An 18,935-nucleotide genomic window follows, 5' to 3' on the forward strand; every position below is an offset into this window, starting at 1 on the left:
AGGGCGCGTGCCACCGCCTCCGGGCGGAGTCGTGGCAGCGCCCCGTGGACGCGTGGGACCTCGGCTGTCAGGAGCGCTCGCCGGCCTCGGACGGCTCCGGCTCGTCGGCGAAGAGGGCGAGCAGGGCACCGACCTGTCGGTCCGCCTCGGCCGGGTGCCGGAACCGGCCGGCGGGGTTGAGCGTGTACTCGTTGCGTCGGCCCACCCGGGTGCGGTTCAGGTATCCGCCGGCCTCCAGGTCGGCGACGATCGCCTGGGCAGCCCGCTCGGTGACGCCCACCTCGTCGGCGACGTCGCGTAGCCGGGCGGTGGGGTTGCGGGCGATGGCGAGCAGCACGTGCCCGTGGTTGGTGAGGAAGGTCCAGTTGCGGGTGCTCCCGTTCTCCCCTGTCGTCGCCATGCCCGCCATCGTATGGCCCCTGCTTCGGGTTCGGCTTCGCGCCCTCGTGGCCGGCGGGCGTGCGAGGGGCCGTCCGCTGCCGCACAAGGGGCCGCCGAACATATGAAATGCATATCACGCATCCCTTGACGTACCTTGCGCTGCGTGTGACTGTGATGGCAGCCCGCGTCCAGCGTCGGCCCGGGTGACCAGGCCGTTCACGTGAGGAAGCGAGGTGGCGGATGAGCCGTCCCGGATCGCCAGGCACTCAACCGGGCCCGGAGCGGACGCTCCCGGCGTCGACCACGGGCGAAGCCCCCGTCGATGTCGGCACCGCGTCCGTCGCTCCCGCGAATCCCGGGCAGGCACTCGCCGAGCTGCTCGCCGGCAACCGGCGGTTCGTGACCGGCGCCCCGCGCCACCCCAACCAGGACGCCGGGCACCGCGCCGCGGTCGCCGACGGGCAGCACCCCTTCGCGGTGATCGTCGGCTGCTCCGACTCCCGGCTCGCCGCCGAGATCATCTTCGACCGGGGCCTCGGCGACCTCTTCGTGGTCCGCACCGCCGGGCACACCATAGGTCCCGAGGTGCTGGGGAGCGTGGAGTACGGCGTGACGGTCCTGGGCACGCCGCTGGTGGTGGTGCTCGGGCACGACTCCTGCGGGGCCGTCCAGGCGGCGCGTACGGCGGACGCCACCGGCACCCCGCCGGCCGGGCACCTGTGCGCCGTGGTGGACGCCGTGGTGCCCAGCCTGCGCCGGGCCGCCGCCGAGGGCGTGGACGACATCGACCGGATCGTCGACATCCACATCGCGTACACCGTCGAGGCGATGCTGAGCCGATCCGAGGTGCTCGCGGCGGAGGTGGCGGCCGGCCGCTGCGGGGTGGTCGGCATGTCGTACCGGCTGACCGCCGGCGAGGTGCGGACGGTGGCCGCGGTGCCCGTCGGCGCGGTCGACAGGCCGGAACCGTCGGCCAGCGCCGCGCTCGCCTGACCCGAGCCGCTGACGGCACCCGTACGACGAGACCGGGCCGTCCCGCCGAGGGGCGGGACGGCCCGGTCCGTGCGGGCTCGACTAGAGCAGTGACACGTGCACGTGGTCGGTGTGGTTGGACGGGCCGCTGTAGGAACTCCAGCCCGTCGCCGGGAACCAGATCTGCCGGTTCCAGATCACGTAGTAGATGCCGAGCCGGTCGGCGTTTCGGACCAGGAACGCGGTCAGGTTGTTGCCGTACATGAAGGTGTCGTCGTTGTGCCAGGGGGAGAAGCCGCTGCGCTGGAGCGACCAGTCGCACGCCCGGCCCTTCGGATGCTCGTACGGCCCACCGGAGCGGTAACAACCGACGAAGCGGTTGAACTTGGCCCGTTTGACCTCGTTGTACATGTGCAGGGTGCGTGCGGTGATGCAGCCGGAGGTGGTGGGGTCGTTCTCGGTGCAGGACAGCGGCTTCCAGTCACCGTTGGCGGTGCGGCCCGGCGCCATCCGGGCCACCGGGGATTCGGCCACCACCTTGCCCTTGGTCAGCCCGTTGCCGCCGACCAGCGCCAGCGCCTTCTTCGCCTCTTTCGTTTCACGGTTCAACTCGTTCGTGAGCTTCTGCTGCTCGCGGACCTCGGCGTCGAGCGCCAGCTTGGCCTGCTCGGCGCGGTTCTTGACCGCGTTCACCTCGGCGAGCTTCTTGGAGTTGACCAGATTGAGTTCGTCGAGGGCGGCGGCGCGCTGGACGAACGAGTCGGGGCTGGCGGTGTCCAGCAGCATCGACACCGCGCCGATCCGCCCGGTCCGGTACGACTGGGCGGCGATCTGGCTCACCTGCGGGGCCAGGAGCGCCAGCTCGGCCTGCGCCCGGCTGAACTCCCGGTCCAGCTCAGTCTGGCGGTCTTGCGACTTCTTCAGCTTGGCCTGGGCCTGCACGTAGGCCCGGTTCCGGGCCTCGATCAGGTCGCCGAGCAGTTTGGGCTCGTCGTCCCCGTGGCCCGAGGGCTTGGGCGGGGTGGGCGCGGCCATCGCCGGGAGAGGACCGGCGAAGACCGCCAGGGCGGCGAACACGGCCACCACGGGCGTCAACCAGCGGCGTAGGGGTGCCGTCACAGTTTTCCCTTCCGTCGACCGCCGACCGGGTTAGCTGACGGGTTCGGGGCGGAAGTGGCCCCTACCGCTGTCGCGGATTCACCCCACGTACCTGGGTCCCCGGCTCGCCTGGTGGCGATTGGGCGGCGGCACCGCAGGCGCCGCTGCGCGCCTTCGGCGGTGACCGGCAGCGAGGTTACCTGAGACCCCTCCCGGGGATCTACGCCCCTAAGCCGACTAAATGCGTTATTTCGTGATGGCGGACGGTGACCAGTGACGCGTCTATCAGGTGGGACGTCCTGATCGGTCACGCTGAGGAGTGTCACCATGCCGTGTCTGTGCTCCTGTCCCGGTCGGGCCATCCGGCAGGGATGGCGGACGATGTGTCTCCGGCCCGCGGCCCACTGAGTGCCTCCAGCGCCTCGGACCGGTCGACCGCCGGCCGGGGCGTCGGCGCGGGCGCGGGCACGGTGGCGTCGGTGGCGTCACCGCCGCGCCGGCCGGCCGTGGTCACCACGGCCGCCAGCCCCGTGGTCAGTGGCACGGCGGCGATCAGGCCCAGGGTCGCGACCGCGCTGCGGACGATCTCCTGCGCCAGGAACTCGCTGGTGAGGATCTGGGTCACCGCCCGCGAATCGGCGGTCAGCAGGAGCAGCACCGGCAGCGAGGCGCCGGCGTACGCCAGCACGATGGTGTTCACCGTCGAGGCGATGTGTGCCCGGCCGACCCGGGTCGCCGCCCGGTAGAGCTGCACCCGGGACAGCCCGGGATTGGCGTGCGCCAGCTCGGTGACCGTGGCGGCCTGGGTGACCGTGACGTCGTCGAGCACGCCGAGGGAGCCGATGATGATCCCGGCCAGCAACAGGCCGTGCAGGTCGACGTCGGCCTGGTACATCGACAACGTGGTGGCGTCCTCGCTGCCGAACCCGGTCAGGTGGGTCGCGGCGGTGGCGATCGTGCCGAGGACGCCGGTCAGCACCAGGCTGCCCAACGTGCCGAGCACGGCCACCGAGGTCTGCGCGGTGACACCGTGGGTGAGGTAGAGCACCACGAACATGATCAGGGCGGCGCCGACGACCGCGACCAGCAGCGGCGGGCTCCCGGCGCTGATGCCGGGCAGCACGAACGTCAGCAGGATGGCGAAGCTCGCCGCCAGGCCGGCCAGGGCGGCCAGCCCGCGCCACCGCCCGAAGGCGACGATCGCGGCAGCGAAGAGCACCACCAGCCAGACCAGCGGCTTGCCGCGCTGGTGCTCCGCGATGTTGTAGGTGCTGGCCGTGGGATCGGCGGGGTCGGTGAGCTCGACCAGGATGATCTCGTCGTCCACGGCGACGGTCGGCGCACCGGGGCCGGCGGGCACCGGTGTCTGAACCTGTCGGCCGGCGTCGGGGCCGTCGTCCACCCGCACCGTGACCGTGCCACAAGGGCCCTGCGCCGCGCCCGGGCTCCCCTCCGGGGTCTCCTGGGCCGGCGGACACGGCTCCGTCACCACCCGCGTCACCGTGCCGTGGTAACGGGGTGACTCGGGGCCGTCCGCAGGATCCGGCGCGTCCCACGGCCACAGCACCAGGGCCGCGATCAGCGTGGCGACGAAGAGGGGGACCACCGTCGCGACGAGGATCCGCCGTACCCCTGGCGGGGCGGACGGAGCGGGACGGGTGTGGTCGGCGCCCATCGAGTGTCTCCCAACGAATCCAGGGCGGGGTGCGTGCCGGCCGATGTGGAATCCGGAGGGCCACCGGCCGAATGGTAGTCACCCCGGCATCCGGGCGCAGGTCGTGCGGGGCGGTGTCGGGGCGCGGACCGCTGGACGCCCGCCGCCGGTGCCGCCTGTTCAGGTGCCGTGTGGCCCGGTGCTTTCCGTACAAACGGGTCGACACGCTAGCGTGTCGGGTGTGCGGACGACGGTGACGGCGGCATGGGGGGTCCGACTCCTGCTGCTCGTCTGCACGCTGCTCGGTCTGGCCGCGATGCACACCATCGGCCACGACTCGCACGCGACGGGGCATACCGCCGAGGCGTCCGCACACGCCGTGGCCGCGCCCGATCCGCACGCAGACGGGGCGGACGCGTCGATGCCGCCCCGCCACGACACCACCCTCGCGTACGCCGCGATGGCGGCCTTTCCGGCCGTTGCGGGCTGTCCCGGTGGCTGCGCGTCCGATCGGCTCCTGCCGTTCGGCGACACGGGCGGAGAACTGCCCGGGTGGGGCGTGTGCCTGGCCGTGCTGGGTGCCTTCGCGGCCCCGCTGCTGGTCGCCGCGCTGCTGTCGACCGGCGTACGCGCCGTCGGCCCGTCGGGGCGCGACTCGGTCGGCTCCTTCCCGTCGCCCCGGGCCCCGCCGCCCTTGCCGGTCGGCCTGCGGCTCGCCACGGTCGCGGTGCTGCGTAGGTAGGACGCCCGGCCGCGGTCCGGTCCACGCCGTTCCGCGTCCTCGTCGTGCTGCGTACGTTTCGACACCGAAAGGCCCAGACGTGACCACTCGTACCCTTGCGCGCCGTGCCGCCCTGGCCGGCGCCGCCCTGACCGCCGCCCTCGCCCTGACCGCCTGCGGCAGCGACGACCACTCGTCCCCGAACATGGGACACGGCACGCCCGGCACCGGCGGGCCGTCCGCCACCGCCAGCGGGGCGGCAACGTTCGGCGACGCCGACGCGATGTTCGCCCAGATGATGATCCCGCACCACCGGCAGGCGGTGGAGATGGCGGACCTGGCCGAGACTCGGGCGGCGGATCCGGAGGTCAAGAAGCTCGCCGCGGAGATCAAGGCGGCTCAGGCACCCGAGATCGCGACCATGAGCGGCTGGCTGGCGGCCTGGGGGCGGCCGGTGCCGTCGCCGGGCGCCGAGATGCCGCACATGGACCATGGCGGGATGCCCGGCATGATGTCCGACGCCGACATGAAGAAGCTGGCGGCGGCCTCCGGCCGGGAGTTCGACAAGCAGTTCCTGACCTTGATGATCGCCCACCACGAGGGCGCGGTCACCATGGCCCGGGACGAGCTCGCCCGGGGCGTGAACGCGGAGGCCAAGGCCATGGCCGGGCAGATCGTCAGCAGCCAGCAGGCCGAGATCGACACGATGAAGAAGATCCTCGGTCGGTTCTGACCCGGCCGCCCCGGCGTCCCCGTCCAGGGGGCGCCGGGGCGCCGCACCCGAGCCTCGACGGGCGCGGCCGGGCGGCGGTCCCGCCGGATCAGCCGCGCTTCATCAGCCGGCCGACGGCGGCCATCATCTCGGTGGCCATCTCGTCGGCACGGCCCTCGGCCGCACCCTCGTGCATACAGTGCCGCGCGTGCCCGTCGAGCAGGCCGAGCGCGACCTTGTCCAGGGCGGCCTGGATCGCGGAGATCTGGGTGAGCACGTCGATGCAGTAGCGGTCGTCGTCGACCATCTTCTCGATGCCACGGACCTGTCCCTCGACGCGGCGCAACCGCGCGAGCAGCTGATCCTTGGTTGCGGTGTAGCCCCTGGTCGGGGTGGGCGTCGGTGTGGTCATGGGTTCGAGGATACCGTACCCCTCGGGGGTATGGTAGTGTCGTCCCTGGCCGGATACCCCCACGGGGTACCGGTACGGAGAGCAGGCGCCGGTCTGCCTCCTGCTTACCCCCCGGGGGTATAGGCTGGAGGCGTCGAGAGGAGAGTCCGATGATCACCACGACGTACCAGGTGCAGGGCATGACCTGCGGGCACTGCGCCACCTCGGTCAGCAACGAGGTGGGCGCGATCCCGGGCGTCAGCGACGTCCAGGTCGACGTCGCCGCCGGTCGGGTCACCGTCACCAGCGAGGGCCCGTTGGAAACCGACACTGTGCGCGCCGCCGTCGACGAGGCCGGTTACGACCTCGTCGGCGCCTGACGGCGAGCACGGGGAAACGAGGAACACCATGAACACGGCGACGAAGCTGAGCGGTTTCGCCCTCGGCCTCGCAGTGGTGTTCGGCGCGACGTACGGGGTCGGCCGGGTGGCCGACCCCGTGGCGCCGCCCGTCGAAGCCCCGCATGACGCCACCGGCGGTCACGGGAACGACGGCGAGGCCGGACACGGGGGCGACAACGGCGCGGCGGCACACCTGCCCGGCGGCCTGCTCGTCTCCGACCGCGGGTACACCCTCCGCCCGGTCGGCGCACCGGCCGGGCAGTTCGCCTTCCAGGTCACCGGCCCGGACGGCCGGGCGGTCACCGCGTACGACGTGGCGCACGACAAGCGCATGCACCTGATCGTGGCCCGCCGCGACCTCTCCGGCTTCCGGCACGTGCACCCGGAGATGCAGCCGGACGGCACCTGGCAGGTCGACACGCCGCTCGGCGGGCCCGGTGTCTGGCGGGCGTTCGCCGACTTCACCCCGACCGGGGGCGAGGCGCTGACCCTCGGCGTCGACGTGACCGTCCCCGGCACGCTGACCGAACGACCCCTGCCCGCCCCGGCGGCCAGCACGACGGTCGACGGCTACACCGTCACCCTCGCCGGCGCCCCGCAGCCCGGCCGCACCGCCGAGCTGACCCTGACCGTGAGCCGCGACGGCGCACCGGTCACCGACCTGGAGGCCTACCTCGGCGCGTACGGCCACCTGGTGGCGCTGCGCCAGGGCGACCTGGCGTACCTGCACGTGCACCCGAACGGCGAGCCGGGTGACGGGCGGACCAGGCCCGGCCCCGAGGTGAGCTTCTCCGCCGAGGTGCCGTCGGCCGGCGCCTACCGGCTCTACCTCGACTTCAAGCACGGCGGCGTGGTGCGTACCGCCGAGTTCACCGTCGTGGCCGGCAGTCCGACCGGGGCGAGCGCCCCGGCCGCGACGGGCGCCCCGGCGGCGAGCACACCCGCCGCCACGAACCCCCCGACCGCCGACGCCAGCCACGGCGTCCCCGGTCACGGGCACGACTGACGGGACCGTGATGACGACCAGCAGCAAGCCCCTGCCGTACGCGCCGAACCAGATCGAGCTGGCAATCGGCGGGATGACCTGCGCCTCCTGCGCCAACCGGATCGAGAAGAAGCTGAACCGGATGGACGGGGTGACCGCCACCGTCAACTACGCCACCGAGAAGGCCACCGTCCGGTACGCCGACGAGGTCACCCCGGACGACCTGATCGCCACGGTGGAGAAGACGGGCTACACCGCAGTCCTGCCGCCCCCGCCCACGCCTGCCGGCGGCGAGCCGGCCGCGGCTGAGCCGGTGGACGAACTGCGTGGTCTGCGTACCCGGCTGTGGGTCTCGGCCGTGCTCACCGTGCCGGTGATCGCGCTGGCGATGGTGCCCGCCTGGCAGTTCGACTTCTGGCAGTGGCTGTCGCTGACCCTGGCCGCCCCGGTCGTGGTCTACGGCGGTCTGCCCTTCCACCGGGCGGCCTGGATCAACCTGCGGCACGGCGCGGCGACCATGGACACCCTGGTGTCGCTCGGCACCCTGGCCGCGTTGGGCTGGTCGGTCTGGGCGCTCTTCCTCGGCACCGCCGGGACGCCGGGAATGACCCACCCCTTCACCCTCGCCATCGACCGCACCGACGGCGCCGGCAACATCTACCTGGAGGCGGCGGCCGGGGTGACGTTGTTCATCCTCGCCGGCCGCTACTTCGAGGCGCGGGCGAAGCGGACCGCCGGCGCGGCCCTGCGCGCCCTGCTCGAGCTGGGCGCCAAGGACGTCGCGGTGCTGCGTGACGGCACGGAGACCCGGATCCCGGTGGACCAGCTCGCCGTGGGGGACCGGTTCGTGGTCCGCCCCGGCGAGAAGATCGCCACGGACGGCGTCGTCGACGAGGGCACGTCGGCGGTCGACGCCAGCATGCTCACCGGCGAGTCCGTCCCGGTCGAGGTCGGTCCGGGCGACCCCGTGGTCGGCGCGACCGTCAACGCGGGCGGCCGGCTGGTGGTCACCGCCACCCGGATCGGTGGCGACACCCAGCTGGCCCAGATGGCCCGGCTGGTCGAGCAGGCGCAGACCGGCAAGGCGGCCGTGCAGCGGCTGGCCGACCGGATCTCCGGCGTCTTCGTGCCGATCGTGATCACCCTCGCGGTGGGCACCCTCGGCTGGTGGCTCGGCAGCGGGTCGGGCGCCACCGCCGCGTTCACCGCCGCCGTGGCGGTGCTGATCATCGCCTGCCCGTGCGCCCTCGGGCTGGCCACGCCGACCGCCCTGCTGGTCGGCACCGGCCGGGGCGCGCAGCTCGGCGTCCTGATCAAGGGACCGGAGGTGCTGGAGTCCACGAAGCAGGTGGACACCGTCGTGCTGGACAAGACCGGCACCGTCACCACCGGCCGGATGACCCTGGTGGACGTGGTCCCGGCGACCGGCGAGGACCGCGCCGAGTTGCTCCGGCTCGCCGGGGCGCTGGAGGCCGCGTCCGAGCACCCGATCGCCCAGGCGATCGCCGCCGGGGCGGCCGAGGCGGGCGCGCTGCCCCCGGTGACCGGCTTCGCCAACTCCGAGGGGCTCGGCGTGAGCGGGACGGTCGACGGCCGGGAGGTGCTGGTGGGCCGGCTCCGGCTGCTGCGCGAGCGCGGTCTCGACGTACCGGAGGAGATCGAGCGGGCAGCGAGCACGGCGGAGACCGAGGGACGGACGGCGGTGCTGGCCGGCTGGGACGGCCGCGCCCGCGGGATCCTCGCGGTGGCCGACGTGGTCAAGCCGACGAGCCGGGCGGCGGTCGCACAGCTCCGCACGCTCGGCCTGACCCCGATCCTGCTGACCGGCGACAACACCACCGTCGCCCGCGCGGTGGCGGCCGAAGTGGGCATCGACGAGGTGATCGCCGAGGTGCTGCCCGCCGACAAGGTCGACGTCGTGCGGCGGCTCCAGGACGAGGGACGGGTGGTGGCGATGGTCGGCGACGGGATCAACGACGCCGCCGCGCTGGCCCAGGCCGACCTCGGCCTGGCCATGGGCACCGGCACGGACGTGGCGATCGAGGCATCCGACCTGACCCTGGTCCGGGGCGACCTGATGGCCGCCGCGGACGCGATCCGGCTCGCCCGGCGCACCCTCGGCATCATCAAGGGCAACCTGTTCTGGGCCTTCGCCTACAACGTGGCGGCCCTGCCGCTGGCCGCCGCCGGCCTGCTGAGCCCGATGATCGCCGGTGCCGCGATGGCCTTCTCCTCGGTCTTCGTGGTCGCCAACAGCCTCCGGCTGCGTGGCTTCCGCTCGGTCGCCTGACCCTTCCACCCCGTGCCGCCCGGCCCCTCGACGGGCCGGGCGGCACGGTGCGCTGCCGGTGGATCGCTGACGCTCGGTCACCGGGGCGGTTGGGCGGCGGCCGGGCGGGGTACATCGGGGGCGTACCGGCACCGCTGATCGGGAGGTTGACATGGGTTACGACGACAAGATCAATAACGCGTCCGAGAACGCCGCCGGCAAGCTGAAGGAGGGCGCCGGCCGGGCCACCGACAACGAGCGGCTCGAGGCCGAGGGGCGCAACGAGCAGGCGGGCGCCAAGCTGAAGCAGGCCGGCGAGAAGATCAAGGACGCCTTCAGGAGCTGACCCGCGTACGCGAGCACCGCCGGGCCGGCCGAGAGCCGGCCCGGCGGAAGGCGTACCGGTCCGGGGCGGCCGACGTGTCCCCCGGGCGGCACCACTCGTTTGCAGGACGACGTCCTGTCGCCCCGGCACCGGTCGAACCCGTGCCGTCCACAGGGGTGGCCGAGACCCGAACGGAAGGTCTCCCGTGTCCCGATCCGTCGTGTACGCGCGGCGCGCCGCCGCCGCGGTGGCCCTCGGGGTGCTGGCCATGGGGTGCCAGGAGACCGTGCAGGAGAAGGCCGCCGCGACCGGCGAGTCCCCACCGAGCCCGACGGTCCCGGCGAGCGCCACCCCGAGCCCGTCCCCGGTCGCCACGACCGCCGCCAACACCGTCGCGCCGCTGGCGAGCGGTCAGCGCCGGCCGCGTACCTGGCGTTTCGGGGCAGGGCCGGCACCGAGGGAGGCGCGGTCGGCGGCGGAGGTGCCCGACGACCAGCCGTCGGCGTCCCGGATGGTGAGCCGGGAGCGGGTGACGCCGGGGAAGAGCGCGTCGACGCGTTCGCGTACCGCCTCGGCGCGGGTGGCGAGCACCGGTAGCAGCCGTTCCGGCCCGGCCTGCGCCGCCGCCTCCTGGTCGGCCGTGTCGGTGGCGGCCCGTAGCCGCTCGCCGATCCGCAGCGCGAAGGCGTTGAGGAACGACTCGTCGTAGTCCCGGGTCCGCCGGCCGGCGCCCTTGGTACGCCGTTCGCCCCGACCGCGCAGCATCGCGGCGGTGGCCTGCACCAGCAGCGAGGTGTAGAGCAGCTCGACGGCCTCCAGGTCGGCCGGCCAGCCCAACACGGTGGTGAAGCCGAGGTCGTCGGACCAGACGGCCTCGCAGCGGTTCGCCGCCGCCACCTCCTGCGCCAGCAGCGCCTTCGCGCCCGCGTACGGGGGCTCGGTGCCGAGGCGCACCCCACCGGGTCGGTCGGCGGGCTCGGCGACGCCGGCCAGCAGCGCCTGGTCGATGCTGTGCCGGGCGATCAGTTCCTGCGCCTTGCCGGTTAGCGCCTCCGCCTCGGCCGGGTAGGTGGTCGACTCCGCCTTGGCCAGCAGCGCCCGCACCCGGCCGAGCATCCGGGAGCCGCTGCCCGACCCGTCACGTGCGACGTCGGCCACGGACGCGCCGGGTGGCGGTCGCAGCACGGCGACCGGCGGGAGCCCCTCGACGAGGGCCAGCGCGTCGACCGCCGCCCGCAGCGCGGTGAACCGGTCGCACCCGGCGCGGGCCGACCAGGCGGCCAGGTGGCCCTCGTCGGCGTCCCACCAGACCGCCGCGCCCAGGTCGCGGAGCTGGTCGTCCCACCACGGTGGCACCGGCCCGGTCAGGTCGCGGCGCTGCGCGGCGAGCGCGTCGGCGACCAGCCCGGCCGCGCGGGGGTCGAGCCGGCGGGCGGCGAGCCGGGCCAGGTCGACCGGCTGCCAACCGCGCTGCGCGAGCCGGCCGACGCCCCGGGCCAGGCGGTGCAGGAGCGCGCCGTCCACCGCCGCCTGGCCGTCCGCGGCGCCCGTTCCGATCATCAGCCGGTCCAGCTGCCGCTCCGCGAGGCGTACGTCGGTGCCGCGCACCGCCGCGAGCGCGTCGTTGATCAGTTCCTCGGCGTCCGGCACGGCCGCGTCCTCCTGGGGTCTGCTTCTTCCGCGCCGGGAAACGATCGTCGCCCGCCCGCCGAAGGTACCCCCGGGCCGGTCCGCCGTCCGCCGGTCGTGACCGGTGCCACCGGCGCGCGAGGCCGTCAGTCAGCCGACGTACGTGTTTCCGGCCGTCAGCCGCAGCACGAAGCCGTCGTCGCCGCGCTGCCAGGTCACGTGGTTGCAGGACTGGTAGGTGATCCACACACCGAGCCCGCCCGGGGTGCCGTCGGACGCGGGGAGCAGCCCGCAGAACGGGTCGCCCGGCCCCTCGCCGCCGTCGCTGACCGTCGCCAGGATGCGGTCGTCGCCGGCCCAGACGCGTAGCCGGACCGGCGGCCGGCCGTGGCGCAGCGCGTTGGTGACGATCTCGCTGACCGCGACGACGAGATCCTCCACCTCGTCGACGGGCACCTGGCCGTGGTCGGCCTTGCGTACGGCGGCGCGCGCCTCGGCGGCCGTCGGGTCGACCAGCTCGACGGCCGGCGGCTGCGCCTGGGCGGGGTCGGCCACGATCGGGCGGTTCTCCCGCAGGTACTCCGCGGGCGGGGTCCAGGTCGGGCTGGGCACGTGCCGCCCGTCGGCGGTGGCGAACCGGGGGTGTGTCCGGGCCACGTCCGCCATGACCCACGGCGGTGTGATCCGGGTGTCGTACGCGCACATGCTCCACAGTGGGAACTCGTCGTACGCGTGGTTGATCGCCGACTCGTAGCGGGCCCACCAGTCCCAGGTCGCGCCGAACGAGGCCGGGGGCATCTCGCCGACGATCCGGATCTGCCCGGCACCGGCGGCCAGCTGCTCGGCGAGGAGTTGGCGGTAGGACCGGATGGCCCCGGCGGGCCGGGCGTAGACGTCGCCGCCCGAGAGGAACTGGACCGGGGCACCGGCCGGCAGTGCCGAGCGGACCAGCCCGCCGGTGCGCTCGCCCAGGGCCACGAAGGTCGGCTCGCCCGCCTCGGCGCCGCCGAGCAGGAACGGCACCACCACCGCGAGCAGTTCGTCGTCGGAGGCGTAGCGGATCGCCTCGTGGTAGTAGCCGTGGTGCCCGGCTGCCGCGCCGGTCCTCATGGCGTGACCTCGACCCGGACCCCGGGCAGCTCCAGCAGGTCCACCAGTCGGGCCGCGGACGAGCGGGGAGTGCGCAGCACGGCGGTCGCGCCGCGTTGGCGCGCGTACTCGGCCAGGTGGGTGAGGGCGCGGTGGTCCAGGAAGCGCAGGTCGGCGGCCGACAGCACCAGCTCGCCGTCGGTGGGCCGCAGGTCGGCGCGGTCCAGGGCGGTGCGGAACAGCTCGTGGTTCGACATGTCCAGCTCGCCGGCCAGCGCGGCGTGCCCGTCTTCGGGCGCCACCGCGTACAACCGGAACAGCAGGCCCTCGACATTGGTCTGCGGATGCATGCAGGCCAGCTCGGTGACCGCCCGGTCGCCCAGCGTCGGCCGGTGGTAGGCGCACATGGCCGCGAACGGCCGGGTGCGCATGTAGCGGTCGATCTGGTGCTCGTAGCGGGTGAAGACGTCCAGCTTGGCCGGGGTGCGGACCAGCTCGGTGGCCTCCGCGACCACGCGCAGCCCGGTGTGGCCGGCGGCCAGCGCCTCGTCGGTGGCGGCGGCATAGGCCGCGACCTGCGTCGCCGGGTCGACGACGTGCTCGGGCGAGTAGGTCGCGACCAGGGGTACCACGGCGGCGGCTCCCCGGCGCGCGGCGGCGGCGAAGTCCGGCAGGGCGCGCAGCCGCTCGGCCACCTGGTCCGAGGGCTGTGGGGTGATGTACCAGAAACGCTCGCCGGCGGCGAGGCTCGCGGCCAGGTGGCGCTCCGCCTGGTCGGCGAGGGACTCCGGGTCGTCGTACGTCCAGCACACGTGACCACCCGGCACGGCCTGCCGCTCTCTGCTGATCACGCTGGTTGCCTCACGACAACGAGTGTAGGCCGTGTGGAGACGAGGCCCACGCCCCCGACCTGGCCGGGATTCCGGCGCCCCGCAGGCCGGCAGCCGTCAGGTGCTCCGCGCGCCGTCGAGGTGCGCGGAACGGGGGAAGGACGCCCAGATGTTCTTGGTGTTCTCCGTGGCGTACCAGCCGACGTCGAGGGAGAGGGCGCGGGCCAACTCCAGGCCGCGCCCGCCGTCGCCGACGGGCCGGGCCTCGGCCAGCTCCGGCAGGGAGCCCAGGTCGTGGTCGGCGACGTCGAGGATGAGGTGGTCGTCGGTGGCGAGCAGCCGGACGATGGTCGGCGGGATCCCGTGGCGCAGGGCGTTCGTGGCGAGCTCCGTGGCGATCAGCGCGACGAGCTCGGGGACCTCCTCCAGGGCCTCGCCCTCACCGAGCACGTCGCCGGTCAGTTCCTCGTGCAGGGACGCCCGCAGGGCGCGCAGGTCCGCCGCCTCCGACAACGTCCACCGCCGTAGCTCGCTGGACTGTGGTGGTGGTGGGGAACTGCTCAGCTGACCCATTGACTCGCTGTACCCGATCTCCGGGCGGCTCACGCCACGACGGACGGGTCAGCGCACCGGGTCGTGGGTGCCACGCGCCACCCCCGGGCGGCAGCGACGCACCCGCTCGGCGGCCATCCGGCCCCCCACCGCCAGGCCGTGCCGTTCCACCGCGGTCAACCCGTACGCCCCGCACGTGGGGGTGAACCGGCACCGCCCCGGCCAGTGCGGCGACAGCCACCGGCGGTAGCCCCGGATCGCCGCGACCCCCGCCCGGTCCAGCGCCGGCGCACGGGTCGCCGCGGCCGTCGCCGAGCCGACCATCAGCAGGGTGGAGAACAGGCCCAGGTCGCAACAGTCGCAGCAGCCGTCGGGGTTCCTCGACTTCGCCTTCGACTTCGCCATGAGGTCCTGCTGCCGGCGGTTCTCGCGGGCCGTCTCCCAGATGCGCCTGAACATGGGGCGATCATCGGTCAGCGCCACAGCCGGCGCGCCGCCACCCCCTGACCGGGCCGGTCGGTGGGACCCGGACGCGGCGGCCCGCCCGGTCGATGCGGGACCGGACGGCCACGAGTCGTCGGAAAAGCCGCATGCGGACACCTGTCGCGGGTAGTGAACAGACAACGACCGAGAGGAGAACGCCGTGCCCAGCACCACGATGCCGATGCTCGAGACGTACCCCAAGTCGATCAATCTGGACCGGGCCAGGCTGGCTGCCGTGATCGAGGCCCTGAACGCGTGCGCCCAGGCCTGCACCGCGTGCGCCGACGCCTGCCTGAGCGAGGACATGGTCGCCGAGCTGGCGAAGTGCGTACGGACCAATCTGGACTGCGCGGACATCTGCACGACGACCGCCCGGGTGTTGTCCCGGCACACCGGCTACGACGCCAACATCAGCCGCAGCCTGCTGGAGGCGTGCGCCGTCGCCTGTAGGTCCTGCGGTGACGAGTGCGCGGGTCACGCGGGCATGCACGAGCACTGCCGGGTCTGCGCCGACGCCTGCCGCGCGTGCGAGAAGGCCTGTCGTGAGCTCCTCGCCACCATGAGCTGACGCTTCCGGAGACCTGCCGTACGCGGACCGGCGCCGGCACCCCGCACGGGGTGCCGGCGCCGGTCCGTCGTGGCGCGGTCGGCGCACGCGACATGTCGGGCAATGGCCCTTCGAATACCCATAGGGGGTATATGGTGACGGGGAGGAGGCGGAGATGTCCCAGAGCCCGCACCACGAGCACGGCGACCACCGGCCGCCCGAGCCGGCGCCGGGTGAGCCGCCGCCCGCCGGAGAGCACGCCCACGACGAGGGCGGGCATGGCGGCCACGACAAGCACGCCGGGCACGACCCGGAGGAGTTCCGCCGGAAGTTCTGGCTGAGCCTGGTGCTGACCGTGCCGATCGTCCTGACCAGCGAGATGGTGATGGACTGGTTCGGCTACCGGCTGGAGTTCCCGGGGATGGCGTGGGTCGGCCCGGTCCTCGGCACGGTGGTCTTCCTCTACGGCGGCTGGCCGTTCCTGGTCGGCGCGGTGCGGGAGGTGCGCGACCGGGCGCCCGGCATGATGCTGCTGATCGCGATGGCCATCACGGTGGCGTACGTCGCCTCGGCGGCCACCGCGCTCGGCGCCTTCGACCTGGACTTCTGGTGGGAGCTCGCGGCCCTGGTCACGATCATGCTGCTCGGGCACTGGCAGGAGATGAAGGCCATCGGCCAGGCGCAGGGCGCGCTGTCCGCCCTGGCGGCGCTGCTGCCCGACGACGCCGAACGGGTGACCGCCGACGGCGGGGTCGAGCGGGTGTCCGTGACGGACCTGCGGGTCGACGACCTGGTGCTGGTCCGGCCGGGCGCCCGGGTACCGGCCGACGGCCGCATCACCGAGGGCGACGCCGAACTGGACGAGTCCATGGTCACCGGCGAGTCGCGGCCGGTCTCCCGCGGCGTCGGTGACCGGGTGGTCGCCGGCACGGTCGCCACCGACGCGGCGATCAGGGTGCGGGTCGAGGCGGTCGGCGAGGACACCGCGCTGGCCGGCATCCAGCGCCTGGTCGCCCAGGCCCAGCAGTCCAGCGGTCGCGCGCAGGTGCTCGCCGACCGGTTCGCCGCCTGGCTGTTCTACATCGCGACCGTGGGGGCGCTGGCGACCCTGGTGACCTGGGCCGTGCTCGGCGACCCGGACGAGGCCGTGGTGCGTACCGTCACCGTCCTGGTGATCGCCTGCCCGCACGCGCTGGGCCTGGCCATCCCGTTGGTGATCGCGCTGTCGACCGCCGTGGCGGCCAAGGGCGGGATCCTGGTCAAGGACCGGCTGGCGCTGGAGCGGATGCGTACGGTCGACGCGGTCCTGTTCGACAAGACCGGCACCCTGACGCGGGGCGAGCACGTGGTGTCGGGGGTGGCGGCCACCGGCGGCGGCAGCGAGGACGACGTGCTCGCCCTGGCGGCGGCGGTGGAGGCGGACAGCGAGCATCCGCTCGCCCGGGCCATCGTGGCCGCCGGGGCCGAGCGCGGCGTGGCCCGGCGGGCGACGGGGTTCCGCTCGCTGACCGGGCGCGGCGTCCGCGCCGAGGTCGACGGCACGGCGTACGCCGTCGGCGGTCCCGCCCTGCTCCGCGAGTTGGGCGCAGAGGCGCCGGACGACCTGGCCGACCGGCAGGCCGACTGGTCGCGTCGGGGCGCGGCGGTGCTGCACCTGCTGCGTCTCGACGGCGACACGGCCACCGTGCTCGGCGCTCTCGCGCTGGAGGACCAGGTGCGCCCCGAGGCCCGGGAGGCGATCGCCGAGTTGCGACAGCAGGGCGTCGGCAAGATCGTGATGATCACCGGTGACGCCCGGCCGGTCGCCGACGCGGTCGCCGCCGACCTCGGTTTCCGTCCCGGCGTCGACGAGGTCTTCGCCGAGGTGCTGCCCGCCGACAAGGACGACGCCGTGGCCGACCTGCAACGGCGTGGGCTGCGGGTGGCGATGGTCGGTGACGGGGTGAACGACGCCCCCGCGCTGGCCCGCGCCGACGTGGGCATCGCCATCGGCGCCGGCACCGACGTGGCGATCGAGTCCGCCGGGGTGGTGCTCGCCTCGTCCGACCCGCGCGGGGTCACCGGCGTGATCCGGCTGTCCCGCGCCTCGTACCGGAAGATGATCCAGAACCTTGCCTGGGCCGCCGGCTACAACGTGGTGGCCCTTCCGCTGGCCGCGGGCGTGCTGGCCTGGGCCGGGGTGACACTCAGCCCGGCGGTCGGCGCGGTCCTGATGTCCGCCTCGACGATCGTGGTGGCGCTCAACGCCCAACTGCTGCGCGGGGTGCGCCTGCGCCCGCAGGAGGGCTGAGGGGCCGCAGGTATCACCGACCAATCGAGCTTCCTTGACAGAAAAATCTGTCGGTGGGACGCTGGCGGCATGTTCGAGATCGCAGTGATCGAGGATCCGGCGGCGGCCGAGGTGTCGCTGGACCCGATGCGGGCGCGGCTGCTGGCAGCCCTCGCCGAGCCGGCCTCGGCGACGATGCTCGCCGCCCGTATCGGGCTGCCCCGACAGAAGGTCAACTACCACCTCCGGGCGCTGGAACAGCACGGCCTGGTCGAGTTGGTGGAGGAGCGCCGGAAGGGCAACGTCACCGAGCGGGTCATGCGCGCCACCGCGGCGTCGTACGTGATCTCGCCGGCGGCCCTCTCCGCCGTGCGGCCCGATCCGGCGCAGTCGCCGGACCGGCTGTCGGCGCGGTGGCTGCTGGCGCTGGCCGCCCGGCTCGTGCAGGACGTCGGCGCGCTCATCACCGGCTCGGAGCGGGCGAAGCAACGGGTGGCGACCTTCGCCGTCGACGGCACCGTCCGCTTCGCCTCGGCCCGCGACCGGGCGGCCTTCGCCGAGGAGTTGGCGGCCACCGTCACCGCCCTGGTCGGCAAGTACCACGACGAGAACGCCCCCGGCGGCCGTGAGTACCGGGTGGTGGTCGCCCTGCACCCCAGCGCCGACGCCGACGCCGCAACCACCAACGAGGAGCAGTGACATGGGACACGACTTCGAGCTGCGCAAGGACGTCGAGCTGGCGGCCACGCCCGAGCAGGTGTGGGAGGCCATCTCCACCGGTCCGGGCATCGACTCCTGGTTCATGGGCCGCAGCGAGGTCGAGCCGGGCGAGGGCGGCCTGACCCGCCTGACGATGGCCGGCCACGTCGAGGAGGCGACGATCACCGCGTGGGAGCCCGGCAGGCGGCTCGCCGACCGCACCGAGCCGGCCCCGGACGGCACCTTCATGGCCGTGGAATACCTCATCGAGGGCCGTGACCAGGGCGGCACGACCCTGCGGCTCGTGCAGAGCGGCGTCCTCGGGGACGACTGGGAGGCCGAGTACGAGGCGATGGCGGTCGGCTGGGACATGTACCTCGGGACGCTGGCCGCGTACCTCGCCCACTTCCCCGGTCGGGCGGCGACCCCGGTCTGGGCGTTCCGTTCTGGCGTGGGCGGCGCGGACCGGGTGTGGGCGGCCGTGGCCGGTGCACTCGGCGTCGCCGGCCCGATCGCCGAGGGGGAGCGGGCCCGGTTCACCGTCGACGGCCTGCCGCCGGTCGAGGGTGTCGTCGACCTCGCCGGCCTACCGACCTACGTCGGTGTCCGCACCGCCGACGCGCTCTACCGGTTCCTCTACTCGGGCGCCGAGCGGGGCGACGCCCTGGTCCTCGGCCACCACGTCTTCGCCGCCGGGCAGGACCCGGCCCGGGCCGAGCGGGCCTGGCAGGGCTGGCTGACCGCCCTGCCCGTCGGCTGAGTGGGTCGGGCAGGGCCGGCTGGCCGCCCTGCCCGTCGGCCGATCCGCCGGGCACCCGCCGCCGACCGGCCGCTGTCCCGTCGCGAACGGGTGTGACCTGGGCGACACGGCCTGCGGAGGGCTTGTTGCATAACCTTGGCAACTGCGGGATGCTGGCGACAGCAGTAG

Annotated in this window: 20 protein-coding genes and 1 riboswitch; of the genes, 11 read left to right on the forward strand and 9 right to left on the reverse strand. The window is 73.9% G+C overall.

What is annotated here, in order from left to right; translation table 11 throughout:
* Positions 1–67: 67 nt before the first annotated feature.
* Positions 68–409 carry a MarR family winged helix-turn-helix transcriptional regulator gene (locus AB0D32_RS12140; RefSeq protein WP_357088276.1) on the reverse strand — a complete coding sequence of 114 codons (342 nt, stop codon included), beginning with the start codon at positions 407–409 and terminating at the stop codon, positions 68–70.
* A 212-nt stretch (positions 410–621) separates the two neighbouring features.
* Here AB0D32_RS12140 and AB0D32_RS12145 point away from each other — a divergent pair, with 212 nt between their 5' ends.
* Entirely contained in the window at positions 622–1,374 is a 753-nt protein-coding gene (locus AB0D32_RS12145) for a carbonic anhydrase (RefSeq protein WP_357088278.1), read from the forward strand.
* Positions 1,375–1,455: 81 nt separating this feature from the next.
* Here the strand turns inward: AB0D32_RS12145 and AB0D32_RS12150 are convergent, their stop codons facing one another.
* Positions 1,456–2,472, reverse strand: coding sequence for a hypothetical protein (locus AB0D32_RS12150; RefSeq protein WP_357088280.1), 1,017 nt, complete (start codon positions 2,470–2,472; stop codon positions 1,456–1,458).
* Between the two features lie 3 nt (positions 2,473–2,475).
* Positions 2,476–2,607, reverse strand: a riboswitch (cyclic di-AMP (ydaO/yuaA leader).
* 166 nt (positions 2,608–2,773) lie between these two features.
* Positions 2,774–4,126 (reverse strand): YibE/F family protein, encoded by a 1,353-nt coding sequence (locus AB0D32_RS12155; protein WP_357088283.1) that lies wholly within the window; start codon positions 4,124–4,126, stop codon positions 2,774–2,776.
* Positions 4,127–4,346: 220 nt separating this feature from the next.
* Here AB0D32_RS12155 and AB0D32_RS12160 point away from each other — a divergent pair, with 220 nt between their 5' ends.
* Positions 4,347–4,847 carry a hypothetical protein gene (locus tag AB0D32_RS12160; protein ID WP_357088285.1) on the forward strand — a complete coding sequence of 167 codons (501 nt, stop codon included), beginning with the start codon at positions 4,347–4,349 and terminating at the stop codon, positions 4,845–4,847.
* Between the two features lie 79 nt (positions 4,848–4,926).
* Entirely contained in the window at positions 4,927–5,559 is a 633-nt protein-coding gene (locus tag AB0D32_RS12165; RefSeq protein WP_357088287.1) for a DUF305 domain-containing protein, read from the forward strand.
* A gap of 88 nt (positions 5,560–5,647) precedes the next feature.
* Here AB0D32_RS12165 and AB0D32_RS12170 read toward each other — a convergent pair whose 3' ends face one another.
* The gene (locus AB0D32_RS12170) at positions 5,648–5,950 is read right to left on the reverse strand and encodes a metal-sensitive transcriptional regulator (RefSeq protein WP_089002271.1); all 303 of its coding nucleotides are present in this window, start codon (positions 5,948–5,950) and stop codon (positions 5,648–5,650) included.
* 149 nt (positions 5,951–6,099) lie between these two features.
* On the opposite strand from AB0D32_RS12170, the gene AB0D32_RS12175 reads away from it, so the two are divergent.
* The 4 genes from AB0D32_RS12175 (at position 6,100) to AB0D32_RS12190 (ending at position 9,930) form a co-directional block, all read left to right on the forward strand.
* Positions 6,100–6,309: a heavy-metal-associated domain-containing protein gene (locus AB0D32_RS12175; RefSeq protein WP_357088290.1), complete on the forward strand. Its 210-nt coding sequence runs from the start codon at positions 6,100–6,102 to the stop codon at positions 6,307–6,309.
* A gap of 28 nt (positions 6,310–6,337) precedes the next feature.
* Complete coding sequence (locus AB0D32_RS12180; protein WP_357088292.1) at positions 6,338–7,336, forward strand: hypothetical protein; 999 nt, start codon at positions 6,338–6,340, stop codon at positions 7,334–7,336.
* A 10-nt stretch (positions 7,337–7,346) separates the two neighbouring features.
* On the forward strand, positions 7,347–9,605 hold the full coding sequence (locus tag AB0D32_RS12185; protein ID WP_357088294.1) for a heavy metal translocating P-type ATPase: 2,259 nt from the start codon (positions 7,347–7,349) through the stop codon (positions 9,603–9,605).
* A gap of 151 nt (positions 9,606–9,756) precedes the next feature.
* On the forward strand, positions 9,757–9,930 hold the full coding sequence (locus AB0D32_RS12190; RefSeq protein ID WP_357088297.1) for a CsbD family protein: 174 nt from the start codon (positions 9,757–9,759) through the stop codon (positions 9,928–9,930).
* A 390-nt stretch (positions 9,931–10,320) separates the two neighbouring features.
* On the opposite strand, the gene AB0D32_RS12195 is transcribed toward AB0D32_RS12190, so the two are convergent.
* From AB0D32_RS12195 to yidD, 5 genes are all read right to left on the reverse strand, one after another.
* A complete protein-coding gene (locus AB0D32_RS12195; RefSeq protein ID WP_357088299.1) occupies positions 10,321–11,559 on the reverse strand; it encodes a DUF2786 domain-containing protein in 1,239 nt (412 codons plus the stop codon).
* Between the two features lie 129 nt (positions 11,560–11,688).
* The gene (locus tag AB0D32_RS12200) at positions 11,689–12,648 is read right to left on the reverse strand and encodes a sensor histidine kinase (protein WP_357088302.1); all 960 of its coding nucleotides are present in this window, start codon (positions 12,646–12,648) and stop codon (positions 11,689–11,691) included.
* Entirely contained in the window at positions 12,645–13,478 is an 834-nt protein-coding gene (locus AB0D32_RS12205; protein ID WP_357088305.1) for an MEDS domain-containing protein, read from the reverse strand. The genes AB0D32_RS12200 and AB0D32_RS12205 overlap by 4 nt, the downstream gene beginning before the upstream one ends.
* 96 nt (positions 13,479–13,574) lie before the next feature.
* Positions 13,575–14,030 carry an ATP-binding protein gene (locus tag AB0D32_RS12210; protein WP_357088309.1) on the reverse strand — a complete coding sequence of 152 codons (456 nt, stop codon included), beginning with the start codon at positions 14,028–14,030 and terminating at the stop codon, positions 13,575–13,577.
* A 48-nt stretch (positions 14,031–14,078) separates the two neighbouring features.
* Positions 14,079–14,468, reverse strand: coding sequence for a membrane protein insertion efficiency factor YidD (yidD, locus tag AB0D32_RS12215; protein ID WP_357088312.1), 390 nt, complete (start codon positions 14,466–14,468; stop codon positions 14,079–14,081).
* Positions 14,469–14,652: 184 nt separating this feature from the next.
* Between yidD and AB0D32_RS12220 the strand changes: the two genes are divergently transcribed.
* The 4 genes from AB0D32_RS12220 to AB0D32_RS12235 all read left to right on the forward strand — a co-directional run bounded on the left by AB0D32_RS12220 (position 14,653) and on the right by AB0D32_RS12235 (position 18,767).
* Positions 14,653–15,060: a four-helix bundle copper-binding protein gene (locus tag AB0D32_RS12220; protein WP_357088316.1), complete on the forward strand. Its 408-nt coding sequence runs from the start codon at positions 14,653–14,655 to the stop codon at positions 15,058–15,060.
* 154 nt (positions 15,061–15,214) lie between these two features.
* Positions 15,215–17,329: a heavy metal translocating P-type ATPase gene (locus tag AB0D32_RS12225; protein WP_357088319.1), complete on the forward strand. Its 2,115-nt coding sequence runs from the start codon at positions 15,215–15,217 to the stop codon at positions 17,327–17,329.
* Between the two features lie 69 nt (positions 17,330–17,398).
* Positions 17,399–18,007: a helix-turn-helix domain-containing protein gene (locus tag AB0D32_RS12230; RefSeq protein WP_357088324.1), complete on the forward strand. Its 609-nt coding sequence runs from the start codon at positions 17,399–17,401 to the stop codon at positions 18,005–18,007.
* Between the two features lies 1 nt (position 18,008).
* Positions 18,009–18,767, forward strand: a complete 759-nt coding sequence (locus AB0D32_RS12235) for an SRPBCC domain-containing protein (protein WP_357088327.1) — start codon at positions 18,009–18,011, stop codon at positions 18,765–18,767.
* The last annotated feature ends 168 nt before the right edge of the window (positions 18,768–18,935 follow it).

The sequence above is a fragment of the Micromonospora sp. NPDC048170 genome, from assembly GCF_040652795.1.
Taxonomy (GTDB): Bacteria; Actinomycetota; Actinomycetes; order Mycobacteriales; family Micromonosporaceae; genus Micromonospora.

Excerpts from the sequence above, each read along its gene's own strand:
- AB0D32_RS12235 (WP_357088327.1), top strand. The coding sequence starts at position 18,009 with ATGGGACACGACTTCGAGCTGCGCAAGGACGTCGAGCTGGCGGCCACG.
- AB0D32_RS12145 (WP_357088278.1), top strand. The coding sequence starts at position 622 with ATGAGCCGTCCCGGATCGCCAGGCACTCAACCGGGCCCGGAGCGGACG.
- AB0D32_RS12225 (WP_357088319.1), top strand. The coding sequence starts at position 15,215 with ATGTCCCAGAGCCCGCACCACGAGCACGGCGACCACCGGCCGCCCGAG.
- AB0D32_RS12190 (WP_357088297.1), top strand. The coding sequence starts at position 9,757 with ATGGGTTACGACGACAAGATCAATAACGCGTCCGAGAACGCCGCCGGC.
- AB0D32_RS12180 (WP_357088292.1), top strand. The coding sequence starts at position 6,338 with ATGAACACGGCGACGAAGCTGAGCGGTTTCGCCCTCGGCCTCGCAGTG.
- AB0D32_RS12230 (WP_357088324.1), top strand. The coding sequence starts at position 17,399 with ATGTTCGAGATCGCAGTGATCGAGGATCCGGCGGCGGCCGAGGTGTCG.
- AB0D32_RS12140 (WP_357088276.1), bottom strand. The coding sequence starts at position 409 with ATGGCGGGCATGGCGACGACAGGGGAGAACGGGAGCACCCGCAACTGG.
- yidD (WP_357088312.1), bottom strand. The coding sequence starts at position 14,468 with ATGTTCAGGCGCATCTGGGAGACGGCCCGCGAGAACCGCCGGCAGCAG.
- AB0D32_RS12170 (WP_089002271.1), bottom strand. The coding sequence starts at position 5,950 with ATGACCACACCGACGCCCACCCCGACCAGGGGCTACACCGCAACCAAG.
- AB0D32_RS12155 (WP_357088283.1), bottom strand. The coding sequence starts at position 4,126 with ATGGGCGCCGACCACACCCGTCCCGCTCCGTCCGCCCCGCCAGGGGTA.
- AB0D32_RS12210 (WP_357088309.1), bottom strand. The coding sequence starts at position 14,030 with ATGGGTCAGCTGAGCAGTTCCCCACCACCACCACAGTCCAGCGAGCTA.
- AB0D32_RS12175 (WP_357088290.1), top strand. The coding sequence starts at position 6,100 with ATGATCACCACGACGTACCAGGTGCAGGGCATGACCTGCGGGCACTGC.
- AB0D32_RS12185 (WP_357088294.1), top strand. The coding sequence starts at position 7,347 with ATGACGACCAGCAGCAAGCCCCTGCCGTACGCGCCGAACCAGATCGAG.
- AB0D32_RS12200 (WP_357088302.1), bottom strand. The coding sequence starts at position 12,648 with ATGAGGACCGGCGCGGCAGCCGGGCACCACGGCTACTACCACGAGGCG.